This window comes from Delftia sp. DS1230, assembly GCF_040112715.1.
GTDB lineage: Bacteria > Pseudomonadota > Gammaproteobacteria > Burkholderiales > Burkholderiaceae_C > Comamonas > Comamonas tsuruhatensis.
In genome coordinates this window covers 2,261,326-2,273,568 of record NZ_CP157763.1, presented here as the reverse complement: position 1 = coordinate 2,273,568, position 12,243 = coordinate 2,261,326, and the positions used below count along the sequence as shown (strand labels likewise).

At 57.1% G+C, this 12,243-nt stretch carries 12 protein-coding genes; 3 read left to right on the top strand and 9 right to left on the bottom strand.

What is annotated here, in order from left to right; all coding sequences use genetic code 11:
• Positions 1 to 805 precede the first annotated feature (805 nt).
• The 6 genes from AAN986_RS10125 to AAN986_RS10100 all read right to left on the bottom strand — a co-directional run bounded on the left by AAN986_RS10125 (position 806) and on the right by AAN986_RS10100 (position 3,861).
• Positions 806 to 1,282, bottom strand: coding sequence for a hypothetical protein (locus AAN986_RS10125; RefSeq protein WP_047219855.1), 477 nt, complete (start codon positions 1,280 to 1,282; stop codon positions 806 to 808).
• Positions 1,283 to 1,402: 120 nt separating this feature from the next.
• Entirely contained in the window at positions 1,403 to 1,771 is a 369-nt protein-coding gene (locus AAN986_RS10120) for a hypothetical protein (RefSeq protein WP_047219854.1), read from the bottom strand.
• A 96-nt stretch (positions 1,772 to 1,867) separates the two neighbouring features.
• Positions 1,868 to 2,266: a hypothetical protein gene (locus AAN986_RS10115; protein ID WP_156180130.1), complete on the bottom strand. Its 399-nt coding sequence runs from the start codon at positions 2,264 to 2,266 to the stop codon at positions 1,868 to 1,870.
• A 110-nt stretch (positions 2,267 to 2,376) separates the two neighbouring features.
• On the bottom strand, positions 2,377 to 3,006 hold the full coding sequence (locus AAN986_RS10110; protein WP_156180128.1) for a hypothetical protein: 630 nt from the start codon (positions 3,004 to 3,006) through the stop codon (positions 2,377 to 2,379).
• Positions 3,003 to 3,491 (bottom strand): hypothetical protein, encoded by a 489-nt coding sequence (locus AAN986_RS10105; RefSeq protein ID WP_047219852.1) that lies wholly within the window; start codon positions 3,489 to 3,491, stop codon positions 3,003 to 3,005. Before AAN986_RS10105 ends, AAN986_RS10110 begins: the two co-directional genes overlap by 4 nt.
• A gap of 1 nt (position 3,492) precedes the next feature.
• A complete protein-coding gene (locus AAN986_RS10100; protein WP_047219851.1) occupies positions 3,493 to 3,861 on the bottom strand; it encodes a DUF4177 domain-containing protein in 369 nt (122 codons plus the stop codon).
• 231 nt (positions 3,862 to 4,092) lie between these two features.
• Between AAN986_RS10100 and AAN986_RS10095 the strand changes: the two genes are divergently transcribed.
• On the top strand, positions 4,093 to 4,374 hold the full coding sequence (locus AAN986_RS10095) for a helix-turn-helix transcriptional regulator (RefSeq protein ID WP_047219850.1): 282 nt from the start codon (positions 4,093 to 4,095) through the stop codon (positions 4,372 to 4,374).
• 1,189 nt (positions 4,375 to 5,563) lie between these two features.
• Here the strand turns inward: AAN986_RS10095 and AAN986_RS10090 are convergent.
• The 3 genes from AAN986_RS10090 to aceA form a co-directional block, all read right to left on the bottom strand.
• Positions 5,564 to 7,744 carry a tetratricopeptide repeat protein gene (locus tag AAN986_RS10090; RefSeq protein ID WP_156180126.1) on the bottom strand — a complete coding sequence of 727 codons (2,181 nt, stop codon included), beginning with the start codon at positions 7,742 to 7,744 and terminating at the stop codon, positions 5,564 to 5,566.
• Positions 7,741 to 8,787 carry a hypothetical protein gene (locus tag AAN986_RS10085; RefSeq protein WP_349335621.1) on the bottom strand — a complete coding sequence of 349 codons (1,047 nt, stop codon included), beginning with the start codon at positions 8,785 to 8,787 and terminating at the stop codon, positions 7,741 to 7,743. Before AAN986_RS10085 ends, AAN986_RS10090 begins: the two co-directional genes overlap by 4 nt.
• A 252-nt stretch (positions 8,788 to 9,039) precedes the next feature.
• Complete coding sequence (gene aceA, locus AAN986_RS10080) at positions 9,040 to 10,371, bottom strand: isocitrate lyase (RefSeq protein WP_349335620.1); 1,332 nt, start codon at positions 10,369 to 10,371, stop codon at positions 9,040 to 9,042.
• 362 nt (positions 10,372 to 10,733) lie between these two features.
• On the opposite strand from aceA, the gene AAN986_RS10075 reads away from it, so the two are divergent.
• Together AAN986_RS10075 and AAN986_RS10070 are read left to right on the top strand one after the other, a co-directional pair.
• Positions 10,734 to 11,684, top strand: coding sequence for a DMT family transporter (locus tag AAN986_RS10075; RefSeq protein WP_047218085.1), 951 nt, complete (start codon positions 10,734 to 10,736; stop codon positions 11,682 to 11,684).
• Positions 11,685 to 11,900: 216 nt separating this feature from the next.
• A complete protein-coding gene (locus AAN986_RS10070) occupies positions 11,901 to 12,200 on the top strand; it encodes an SWIB/MDM2 domain-containing protein (RefSeq protein ID WP_012206418.1) in 300 nt (99 codons plus the stop codon).
• Positions 12,201 to 12,243 lie beyond the last annotated feature (43 nt).

Below are 12,243 nucleotides of genomic sequence, written 5' to 3'. Positions count from 1 at the left end.
ATTAATAAGGCTTAGCGCACTTTTCAGTGGGAGATCTTTTTGTTTGCGATAGGAAGTGCTTCCTAGATGCTTGTCAAGAAATCTAAGGACGGAAAAGCGCCAAGTAGGGAGAAAAATTTATTGGATAGAAGCACTTCTCGCTGGGAAGATTTTTTTCATAAGGCTAGAAGCACTTCTGCGTGGGAGAAAAGATGGCCGAAAGCCAAAAAAAAAAGGCAAAGCACAGGAAAGAAACAAATTGAAATTATTTGTATCCTTTTGCAAAGTGTGGTTTTCTGCCGACATTTTTTACCTACCCCTACCCCGCCAGCAGGCGCCACTTCCGCAACGCCGCAACGGTATTGCAGGGCATGGCCCGGCGGGTGGCGCCGTGGCAGATGTGGCGGATTACGGGGAGAGGGCCTGCCGCCCCCCCGGGCCGGGGCAGGCGAACCGGGTGGACCGGAGGGGACCGCGTCGCGCCCCCGACGGGTACCCAGATTGCCCCCAGGTGGGGTCGACAGGGGGGCGGGATGACCCCCCTCCTGGGGCGGCCGCCGCACGCCACCCTGGCCCACCCTGGCCCACTCTGGCGGCCACCAGCGGCGATGGTCCGTGGGGCCGGGCTCACGGCATGGGCTTGGCACGGACTACTTTCGGAAGTAACCCACCCAGAGTGCGATCCCAGCACCGACCAGAATCAAGATCAGTAGCAAGGGATACATGAAGGTCAGCGCAGCGGCAGCAGCGATCGACATGGGACGGGTCACGTTGAACCACATGCCCAGTACCAACACCGTGACCAAGGCGGCCTGTATCCCCGGGGTCAAGCCCCCTCCTTTGCCTTCCGGCGCGACTTCCCTGTCGAACGGGTGGCACTGCCATCGTCCTTTGCCTTGGGCGGGTTGCGCATGATGACCTCCAGCGTTGTCCCAGGCACATGCTCATGAAGACGCGTGTTCACCTCGCCCGGTCGAATCAGCCCCAAGTCCCGTAGCGCCGCCAGCACGAAGCCGCCTGTGTTGATGGACTTGCCTGGATGCAGGCAGTGAAAGCTCTTGGCTGTCAGTTCCTGCGCACCAGCGACGATCACCTCGATGGCCCGAGCAGACGCCCAATCCTTGCACCACACGCCGTTGCCAGTGCTATCGGCGATGCGCAGGTACAGCGCGTTGTCCCCCTGGCTCCGGCCCACCGTATATGTAAGCGTGCTTCGGCCCGAGACGGACAGGCAACTGCCGCTGTAGATGCTGTCGATCGATGTGGGCTGCCGCCCGGCTCCTGTCGCTTCGATTTCACTCATAAAGTTCTCCTTGGTAGATGGATGCGATAGGCAGGAGGCCTATCAGATAAGGTGGCAAAAAGCCCTCAGACAAAAAAAAGCCGCCTCGATGGGCGGCAGGTGGTGGGTGATGAAGGCAGTTCACTGTGATCTGGCCCTCACCTGGCTGGCGCAATAGGTCATCAACTGGGGGGCAAGATCCGCATGCTTGGGCACGTAGATCACGACTCCAAACCCGTCATCACTGAGCACAAGGGTCAGTTCGAACCAATCCTGATGGCTCTCGGCCACATCGCAATGGCGGCCAAGAAGTGAGAAACCCAGTTCCGCATCAACCGCAGTCAATGCATCACTGGGCTCCAGAACCAGGATTTTGATGAGACTGGATAGATCATTCACCTCATATTCGGCCAACTCCTCAATGCGCAGACCAATCAACTCACCCAGCTCGGTGCCCAACGCCTGAGCACAGGCGTTGTGAATTGATAGTGAATCATAATAAACGTACATAAAACTCCTTTCTGTTAGAAAAAAGAAAGCCCGCCGAGGATTTCTCCAGGGCGGGCGAGGCAGGGAAACGATGAATTTAATACATAGCACTATCTTTCAATTATTTAACCTCTCTTCTACGGCGCCTCTAAAACTAGAATGTGCCACACGCTCATAAAATTGACCATCCTTTTTGCAAACCAAACCCAAATGAGCAAAAATAGCCAATACAAATCCCCCAGTATTTAAATCACTAAATCCCATAAGTCTGTTCAAGTCATTTCCGCTGAATCTAGATTTAATATCCAAGACCTTTACAATGTCTTTAGCACATATCCATTCATTGCAAAAAGTGCCTTCTCCTGAGTTCTCCACGATACGCAGATGCAAAGTACGATCCGAAACCCTCTCACCAATCTCATATCTCAGCCAGCTCCTATTCCTAAGCGCCATACAACCATCTTCATGAATAGGATTTATTGAATCAGTGATTTGCCTCATTGCATCTTTCAACATAAGAATTTATTCATACATTCTACCGCAGCAAGAATTCACCACACGTCAAAAGCCAAGAGTCAGACCCACCAGAACTCTTCCCAAGCGGTTAGCTTGAGAAGAATTTTCAATCAGCTCGCTTTACCCTTAAGTGATGTGAAAACGAACCCTCCGATGGACACCAGCAGCGGAACCCCTGCCATCACAGCGAACAAGGGCAACAACCGACCGGTGCCGATCAAGGGCACGCCCTTCGAGATCAGCATGAGGGTCATGACGTTGATCCATGGAACAGACAAGGCGATTGCGTGCCATGTCGCCATACCCAGTGCCAGCACAAGCGTGCCAGACCACACCCGCTTGAGCACGGTGTAGGTTGCCCTCGGCAGGAACGAGCACCAAGCCATTACGCCGAGCAGCGCCGCAGCCACCAAGGTTGTCGGCCAGAGATACATCAGGACCAGCACCCACACACAGGCAGACGACAACATGGCCGTAGCCCAACGAGCGAAGTACTCACTCGCTGGCAACTGATCAATGGCCTGCAGGTAGGCGCCTGACAGTCGCTCCCCGAACAGCTTCAGCAGCAGACCGCCCAGGATCAGGGTCACGCTCAGGATGATGTTGACCAGGCGGTCATGCATCAATCCGTTGTTCGTGATCCGTCGCCCTCCCATACCATCAACAGCAACATCGCTGCCCAAGGCGAGGATGAGCATGACGATGCCCACAAGCATGATCGCGGTTGAAACCCTCTTCATTCGTTGCTCCCTTCTTCGGATTGAGCCAACTCGGCCCTGATCTCGGCTTCGTGACGATTGCTGACCTTGGTGACGTAGTAGCACGTCCAAATCAGCATTCCCATGCCAAACCACCACGCCATAAAGAAGCCAAGGACGGTGCCCAACATGAGGAGGCCGAATACCCAGTTTTCTCCTTTGGTGAATCGTTTGTTGGCAAGTGCGCTGATATGTGCATCTACCTTCTTCTTGGCCTCCTGGCTTACTCGCTCATCCAGCACTGGAGCTGCATCAGTTGATACCTTCTCCTTTGTGCTGTGCAGTTGGGCCTCGATCTCTTGAATCTTCCGCGCCGCCTCCTTCTCGGCAGACTCTTTGATCGCCCTCTCGCGCGCTTGCTCCCTTTGCCGCTGTTCAAGCGCCTCCTGCCGCTTGAGCGCCTCCTGGGCCGCCTCTTCCTTTTGCAATTGAGCCCTTCTCTCTGCAATTTTTTGGTTCAGATCCAATTTATTCCTCGCTCAGTAGATTGCTCAACACCGCCCCTGCGGCAACCATGCCAGCTGCTCCAGCAGCAGCTCCATGCCCCTTGCGCTTGGCTGCGTCTTCTGCACGAATCACATCGTCAATGCACCGCGCGGCTCTGGCGGCGCGCTCGGATTCCGGCACTCTCCTTTCAAAAGTGATCATCAAGGTTTCCCTATCTGCCACGACGAGATGCCTTTGCATGACTTTTTCCATAAACACCAAGCGCCATCCTTCCGAAGCCATGGCATTGATATAGGCCTCCAGAACTTCCGTTTCGATTCGACCCTCTCCGAGCAGAAGCGAGCTAATTGCTCCATCAGCCACGTCAATGACCTTGTATTCGTACTCCATCTAATCCTCCATGTTAAAAAACCGAGCTCATTTCTGAGCAATATGAAACAGGCCGTTTGCGCAGCCGCATTGATCTTTTGAGACGTTCATCTCCCTTCACATCGGCGGTTTCTGCTGTGCTGCCAACGACCCTGCTTGATCAAGCTGCAGCCGACTTCAGGCAAAAAATAGTCTATTTTGGACTATTTCAAGATGGACTTTACCGTGTCATGACTCTTCAGTCACCGCACGATGTCCCTATCGACCCACAACTCCGACTACCAGCTCTTGCTGTCGATCCTCAGGACAGCTCGCAAGCGTGTAGGGGTGTCTCAGGTCGAGCTGGCAGAGCGGCTGGGCAACACACAGACGTTCGTATCGAAGTGCGAACGTGGGGAACGCCGCATTGATGCTGTTGAACTGGTTGAATTCGCAGAGGCCCTGGGCGTGCCGCCCCTAGAGCTGCTCGGCGAGTACCTTGACAAGCGCAGCAGCACTTTTGCTAGCAGTCGGAAAACGAAGAGCCGAAGCTGAGACCAACCGACTTCAAAGGACCGGTAGTGCCAACAGGCTTCAAAGGCCTCAAAGTCCTTCCAATGCACAGTAGATAAGCGCCCCGCTCAGGCAAAGCTGGCCCGTTGTAGACACTCAGGCAACGGCTGCGAATACCGTTTTTACAGCGATAGCGGCCTCGCTGCGAAAAAGGATACGGGCGCATAACTGTCGCCAGGGTGTCCTGCCTCGGTGTCGGCAAACAGACCCATCGGGCACCCAGGCAACACGTCTACGCGATTGCTTCTCGTCGGTCCGCGACCATCTCTGGAGACCCATAGCAGTCGCTCAGATGTGGCATCAAAACCGGCCACAGCTCACTCCTTTGTCCCCGAGGGAAGCTTGGACGCAGGCCTCATCCTGGCGGGCAGATGCAAGATTGGTTCCACGCGACAGCGTAGATGCGATTCGTTCGATTGCAGGCTTAGGCCGCTCACGACAAAACACAATTTATTACTCGAACACTATAGGTAGTGCATTGACCACCTTCAAAACACTAAATATAGTCGTCATCACTGTTGATTTATCCAGCAGCATGCCTCTTGACTATAGGAGCTTCGTCATGGGTTCGAATACAAAACAAACCTCCTCTAGCGTCGCGTCCCTCGCGGGAAAGACGCTCCAAAGCGGCTCAGCTAGCGCCCTGCAGCGCTCTTTGGCTGGCTCGGCATTGCGGCAGTCAGGGTCGACCGCACAGACTGGGGCAAAACTCGAGGGCCGGGCCTCCGCGGCGCTCGATAACTCACGCTCCTCCGCGACGACCAAGACGCTGGCCGGCTCGGTCGTTTCTCAGTCGAGCCGCAGCCGGTAATTGAGGCAGTAGATGATGCGGGCGAAGTGCTGTGAAGCGCCGCGCCCGTTGTCCCTCTTGAGATAGCTAGGTACTGCATCCGGGACGATCTTGTGCCCTCTTGCTAAGAGTGCCACTGAGCCGCGCGCGACTGGCGCTTACGACCCGCAGGAGCCGCTCGTGGCATGCAAGAGCAGTTTTTGGTTGTGCCGCGGCAATGCGCCCTTTCGACATTGATTGGCGCGTGCGCGCTGCCGGTTGCGTTCAGCCGGGCCATAACCACCTAGATCAAAAAATTCGACTCTCAAGCCCGGGGGCAGATCTGGGCTCGACCGCCAGACCAAATGCTTTAACGAGGTATCAGGCCGCCTGCTTTTTGGACTATGCCGCCATTAACACACCGGGCAGTGGCTGGTGACGATCCAACAAAGAAACGAGCCAAGCCGTTCCGGCTTGAATGTTGCCTTCTCCTGCTTGTCGCACTGTTTCCTGCCAGCGCTGCTTTAAGAAAGGCAGCCAAAAGTTGCTATCGTAGCTTGGGGCTTCCTCTTCGCGCCTAAGGATGGTTTCAACCGCGTTTTTGGCGCGGTTCACGTCGCCCAAGCTGGCTTGAGCCTGTAACGCTTGCAGGTAGAACCAAAGTGCCGTTTCCAACGGGAATGCACTGAGTTCTGTTGGTTCGAAACTGTCCAAATCATTCTCATCCCAGCTGCTTGCCAATACCATTTGGCGCAGCGCCTGCGGTAGGGGCAAGACACGGTCTGGGTGGGGGGGCAGTTGTGCGGCATCGCTGGCAACGGCTGCTTTCTCCGTGTGGCACCAACTCTGTAATTGGGCAGCAAAACTCAACCAAGCCGGGTCGGATTCGGTTTCACCAGTCGATGGTGTGCGAACCTGGGTTTCGTCAGCCCATGCAGCCTGATGCACTCTCTGACGATCAGAATGCAGTTTTTGACTTTGAATCAAGTCGTTCAAATAGCGTTCGGCTCTCAGGTTGCCCTGGTACTTGCGCGTAAATCCTTGCAAATACGTAATAGCTGCTTCCAAATCGCCTTCATGGCGACGGCGTTCGTACGCGCTGGCCAAGAGTATCGCGCAGGGGCCATTGCCGTCTTCCACCTCCAGCCCCTTTCGCGCCCATTTAATCGCTTCGTCCCATTCCTTGGCTTGCAGTTCCAGATCAGCCAACACGGAAAAAGCGTGCAAGTCTTCTGGGTCCATCTGCAGCACCTGCTGCAACAGATTTCGCGCCTGTTGGACATCTTCAGCCCTACCGGTTTCGGCCAGAGCCTGTGCCAGTTCCACGCGGCAGGGCAGGTGGTCAGGAAAGCGTCGCGTCATTTCCCAAAGCACCCACTGGCTGCGTTGGGTTTGCCCTGCACGCGCCAAGGCCTCTGACCACAAAAGCCAAAGTCTCGGGTTCTCGGGTTCCAAGCGCAGGCTCAGGTGTATCCACTGCAACAAGCGCGCTTGGATTTCGGGCTCACGCAAGTCGTTTTTTTTGAGCAGTGCACGCGCGCATCTATCCAGCGTACGAACGAAATAGTAGGGATCGCCAGATTTGTGGACATAGTCTTCATGCGCCTGCAGCAACGGCCACATGGCGTTCCATGCTTCGGTCAAAGAGAGCGACTGGCGGATGGTTTGTAAGGCGCGGGTGGTCTCTTCGACGCCAGCCGGCGATTGCAAGCGCCATTGGGCTTTGAATCCTGCGTTGCCGTACTGGCGGATATTCTTTTGATTCAAGCCCAAGGTGGCCAAGACTGACATGCTGCGCTCGTCGCCTAGGGGGCTGAGCATTTCACGCAAAAAGCCCAACCAATTGTCGCCATTGATGCTCAGGTTCCGTACCCGCAAGCCTTGCAGTTGATCGGCCAGTTCATTAAGCGCTGCATCACCAGCCGAGCGGCGGCGTTGGAAACGGCTGACCAAGGCTTGCGCTTGCAGGCGCAGATTGCGTACGCTGTCGTTTTCGTTTAGCGGCAATCGCGCCAGGGCCAGAAGCCCCAAAGACAGGTAGCGCATGGACCGGATGTGCCCCGCTTCCTGCACGAAGCCATACCAGAAAAATTGCAGACTGCTGTCAGTTTGGTGGGCCGCCAGCACCTGCCAATAGTCGTATTCGGGATCTCGGTAGGAAGACAACGTGAGCTTGGCAAAGTAGGCCTGCCACTGTTGAGGAAGGGCTCGAAGCGCTGCCACGGTGAGCGGCAGCCGGAAGTACAGCGGCCACTGCAAAGCTTCACACGTTTGCGCGGCGTAAGCGCCCAGTTTGCGTCCGGTTGGCAAGGGGGTTTGAATTTGAGTTTGCAGCCAAGCCGCCAAACCCCGGTCAATCAAAGCAGGTAAATCTGCTCGGTGTTCTGGGAAAACGGGATTGCGTGCGGGTTCGCCCACCAAAGGCTCTGTTACGCGACGGGCTGTGCGTGGCAACACCGCCAGCAAAAATTCGTGGGCCTCTGCGCGCTCGTAAGGTGCGACAGCCGCTGCACCCCGCAGCAGGTCGGCCACCGCGTGTTCGGGCGTTTGCCGCAACTGATCGGTCCAGGGGAGCCAGCTCATGTCAACACCTCGGCAAAGTTTGCGCAGTCAAGGGTGCTTTGCAAGCCTTTCACATGGCGATTGCGTGCGTCGAACAGCGCGGCCTCGTCCAAGCCACCATCGGCACGCTGCAGCGCATGGGGCCGGCTGATAAAGCCCAAAGCTTTCACGTGCCGGGCTTGATAGCGCAGCGGAAAGGTCAGCAGCTCGGGTGTGAAGCTGGGCGGCACCTGGGTTTGGGCCAAATCCAGCGTGTGTCCAAAACTCTCACCGCCCTTGAAACACGGAGCAGGCACAAAGGCAGCAGACATTTCAGTGTCCAGCACTGTGGGGCGGGCAAAGCTGCACACGGCTCCTTTTTTCCGTGACTCAGCCCGGGCTTGGCGCACTTCGTCGACGGAATAGCACATCAAGGCCACAGGCAATGGTGCGCTCATGTCGATAGGCCAATGGGTCAGGCCCAAGCGGTCTCGCAGCAGATGGGGCCAGTCTTGTTGGATGAGCTCGCGCAAATTGCCACCAAAATCGCTCAAAAATGTCGCAAAAAGCGGGCGCGCTTGCAAACGCTGGGCGTTCCAGTGAGTCAGAAATTGATCGCGCAAAGCTTCATCGTCAGGTGACAGCTTTGGTTTAGCCAAATCTTTGGGATAGTTGTGGAATCGATCCCAAAAAAGACGCCCAATCGCCGAGGCCAGCAAATCCTGACTCATAACCGAGGCCATGGATTCCAGACGAATCAATAAAGCATTATCCATTTGCTCGAGCAAATGTGCATCGGCGTTGACAGCCATGAAGGTCTCGGCTGAGCGCGGATGGCTTTGTGGTACCTGGACAAACTCGCGCACATAGCCTTTGTGTTCTGCCCGCCAATCTTTGTGGGCACTGCTTGGCAGCAGATCAAGAAAGCTCTCGTATTCTTGGCAGCGGGCACCGGAAACTCCCTGTTCCCAGCGAAAGTTCGCAGCTTCGCAGCGGGCCAAGACGCCTGAGATTGTCGCTTGGGCATCGTTGGACAGATGCGTGAGCTTGGTTGGAATTTGCATATCGTTGGCAATATACAGCATTCAATCACGGATGCCCCTCTACTGCCAACGCGCATGGCTGAGCACCTGGGTGGTGCTGGTAGGCAGCTTTGGGCAATGGCGGCTTAGTGCCGGTGCGGCGACGGGCTGCTCTTGGCCGAACACCGCCAGTCGCGCGCATCAGCCTGGCAATGGTTATTGCACCCCCAGCCAAAGAAAAAGCGCCCGAAGCACAAGGCCCCGGACGCTTTCTCACCCCTATCTACCTGAAGTTCGACTCACTACAGCCGCGCTTCAGTGGAACTGCTCCTCTTCCGTCGAGCCGGTCAGCGCCTTCACGCTGGACGAGCCGCCCTGGATCACCGTGGTTACGTCGTCGAAGTAGCCTGCACCCACTTCCTGCTGGTGCGACACGAAGGTGTAGCCTTGTTCGCGGGCTGCGAATTCGGGCTCCTGCACCATGTTCACGTAGTGCTTCATGCCTTCGCCGTTGGCGTAGGCGTGGGCGAACTGGAAGGTGTTGAACCAGTTGATGTGGATGCCGGCCAGCGTGATGAACTGGAACTTGTAGCCCAATGCAGACAGCTCTTCCTGGAAGGAGGCAATCTGGCTGTCGTTGAGGTTCTTCTTCCAGTTGAACGACGGCGAGCAGTTGTAGCTCAGCAGCTTGCCTGGGCAGGCACCATGCACGGCCTGGGCGAACTCGCGGGCAAAGCCGATGTCAGGCACGCCGGTTTCGCACCACACCAGGTCTGCATAGGGTGCGTAGGCCACGCCGCGGCTGATGGATTGCTCCATGCCGTTCCTGACCCGGTAGAAGCCTTCCTGCGTGCGCTCGCCGGTCAGGAACGGCTTGTCGTTGGCGTCATGGTCGGAGGTGATCAGGTTGGCGGCTTCAGCATCGGTACGGGCCAGCACGATGGTGGGCACGCCCATCACGTCGGCGGCAAAGCGCGCGGAGATCAGCTTCTCGACGGCTTCCTGGGTAGGCACCAGCACCTTGCCACCCATGTGGCCGCACTTCTTCACGGCGGCCAACTGGTCCTCGAAGTGCACGCCTGCCGCGCCAGCGGCAATCATGTTCTTCATCAGCTCGAACGCGTTGAGCACGCCGCCGAAGCCGGCTTCGGCATCCGCCACGATGGGGAGGAAGTAGTCGATGAATTCCTTGTCGCCGGGGTTGATGCCACGGCTCCACTGGATTTCGTCGGCGCGCTTGAAGGTGTTGTTGATGCGGCGCACCATGGTGGGCACCGAGTCATAGGCGTACAGCGACTGGTCGGGGTACATGGTTTCGCTAGTGTTGCCGTCGGCAGCCACCTGCCAGCCCGACAGGTACACCGCTTCCAGGCCGGCCTTGGCCTGCTGCATGGCCTGGCCCGCAGAGATGGCGCCAAAGGCATTCACGTAGCCTTTCTTGGCACCGCCGTTGATCCTGTCCCAGAGCAGTTCCGCGCCGCGCTGGGCCAGAGTGTATTCAGGCTGCAGGCTGCCGCGAAGACGCACCACGTCAGCGGCGCTGTAGCCACGCTTGACACCCTTCCAACGGGGGTTCTGCGCCCAGTCTTTCTCAAGGGCGGAAATCTGTTGTTCGCGGCTCAGTTGCTGGGTCAGGGATTGGGGCATGTTGCTCTCCTGGGAGGTTGTTGAAACAAGCGGCTTTCTTGCGTCGGCCTTGGGATCAAATTTAAGTCTTATAGAAGACCCGATCAACATCTTGTGTCTTATACAAGACTAAATTTTTCTTCATAAAAATCAACAGCTTATTTTCATATTTTTCAATATGAAATTGCATTTCTCGTATTGAGAAAAAATGGCGCAACGCAGCAATCCAATTTTTCACAATGCAAAAAGAAGATTCCATGCAGTGAAAAATTGCCACAGCATGGCAAGCATTCGCGACACAGGTATGTCACGGGTGCCTGCCGTGCTCGCAGGTACCATCGCGCGTTCAGGCAGCGCCACCGCCGCCCCAAACTCCACAAGCCGTGAACACCTCCCATCGCAGATCTGCCTATGCCTGCCTGGCGCTGAGCATGTCCCTGGTCGGCAGCTATGTCGCCCTATCCAAGCCCTTGGCCGCCATTTTTCCGGTGCTGTTGCTGGCCTGGCTGCGCTTTGGCATAGGAGCCATCGCCATGCTGCGATGGCTGCGCAAGCCGGCTGACGAGGCTCCCTTGCCGCGCCGCACACAAGGACTGCTGTTCCTGGAGTCGCTGTTCGGCAACTTCCTCTTCACCATCTGCATGGTTACCGGCGTCAGCCTGACCAGCGCCGTCACGGCAGGCGTGACCATGGCCGCCATTCCGGCCGCCGTGGCCTTGATGAGCTGGCTGTTCCTGCGCGAGCGCGTGGCCGCGCGCACCTGGCTGGCCATTGCACTGGCTGTGACCGGCATAGGCTTGTATGCACTGTCGCGCCCCGACGCGGGCACCGCGGCAGTCTCTTCGACCTCGTCGCAGGCATGGCTGGGGCAGATGCTGCTCGTCGGCGCCGTGCTTTGCGAGGCGTTTTACGCCGTGATCGGCAAGCGCCTGACCACATCCCTGGGGCCCAAACGCATCACATCCATCGTCAACCTCTGGGGATTTGCGCTGTCAACTCCCTTCGGGCTGTATCTGGCCTGGCACTTCGACTTCGGCAGCGTGCAATGGAGCATCTGGGGACTGCTGCTGTTCTACGCCCTGGCTGCCTGCGTGTGGACCGTATGGCTGTGGATGACGGGCCTGCGCAGCGTGCCAGCCTCGCAGGCGGGCACTTTCACGGTTTTGCTGCCGATCAGCGCCGCCTTGGTCGGCATGTGCGTGCTGGGCGAACGGGTCACATCCATGCAGGCGCTGGCCTTCGCGATCGCCCTGCTGGGCATTTTTGTGGCTACCTGGCCCGCCCGAAAACTCTCTTCGGAACCTTCTTCCACAAGCGAGGCCCGCCTCCTCTGAGAGCGCTGACTCCGACGGCCCTCCAGCCATGGCGGCCCCCGAAAGGGAGCAGGAATGCAAAAACTCTTCAAAAAACAGCGCCACAGCAACAAATCGAGGCAAAAATTTGACGGGTGAGCTTGGAAGACCGTTTTTTTCCCATTAGCATCAGCCTGCCAGTGGATAGCGACGGTTTTTCGCTGGTAAAGAATCCACTCCATACTAGGAACAAGCAACATGGCAACTGCAAAGAAGGCAACGGCTGCTCCGGCAGCTCCCGCAAAGAAGCGCACTCCCAACGCCGCCTTCATGAAACCCCTCACCCCCAGCCCCGCTCTGGCTGCCGTGGTGGGTTCCACCCCCCTGCCCCGCACCGAGATCATCAGCAAGCTGTGGGTCTACATCAAGGCCAACAAGCTGCAAGACGCTGCCAACAAGCGCATGATCAACGCTGATGCCAAGCTCAAGGAAGTGTTCGGCAAGCCCCAAGTCTCGATGTTCGAGATGGCTGGCCTGATCGGCAAGCACGTCAAGTAATCCCCGGGCCTGCCCCACGGATGAAAGCCGGCCCATGGGCCGG

Coding starts and splice junctions, on each gene's coding strand:
- AAN986_RS10125 (WP_047219855.1), bottom strand. CDS start 1,282: ATGAGTGAAATCGAAGCGACAGGAGCCGGGCGGCAGCCCACATCGATC.
- AAN986_RS10085 (WP_349335621.1), bottom strand. CDS start 8,787: ATGCTGTATATTGCCAACGATATGCAAATTCCAACCAAGCTCACGCAT.
- AAN986_RS10070 (WP_012206418.1), top strand. CDS start 11,901: ATGGCAACTGCAAAGAAGGCAACGGCTGCTCCGGCAGCTCCCGCAAAG.
- AAN986_RS10120 (WP_047219854.1), bottom strand. CDS start 1,771: ATGTACGTTTATTATGATTCACTATCAATTCACAACGCCTGTGCTCAG.
- AAN986_RS10095 (WP_047219850.1), top strand. CDS start 4,093: ATGTCCCTATCGACCCACAACTCCGACTACCAGCTCTTGCTGTCGATC.
- aceA (WP_349335620.1), bottom strand. CDS start 10,371: ATGCCCCAATCCCTGACCCAGCAACTGAGCCGCGAACAACAGATTTCC.
- AAN986_RS10115 (WP_156180130.1), bottom strand. CDS start 2,266: ATGTTGAAAGATGCAATGAGGCAAATCACTGATTCAATAAATCCTATT.
- AAN986_RS10100 (WP_047219851.1), bottom strand. CDS start 3,861: ATGGAGTACGAATACAAGGTCATTGACGTGGCTGATGGAGCAATTAGC.
- AAN986_RS10090 (WP_156180126.1), bottom strand. CDS start 7,744: ATGAGCTGGCTCCCCTGGACCGATCAGTTGCGGCAAACGCCCGAACAC.
- AAN986_RS10110 (WP_156180128.1), bottom strand. CDS start 3,006: ATGAAGAGGGTTTCAACCGCGATCATGCTTGTGGGCATCGTCATGCTC.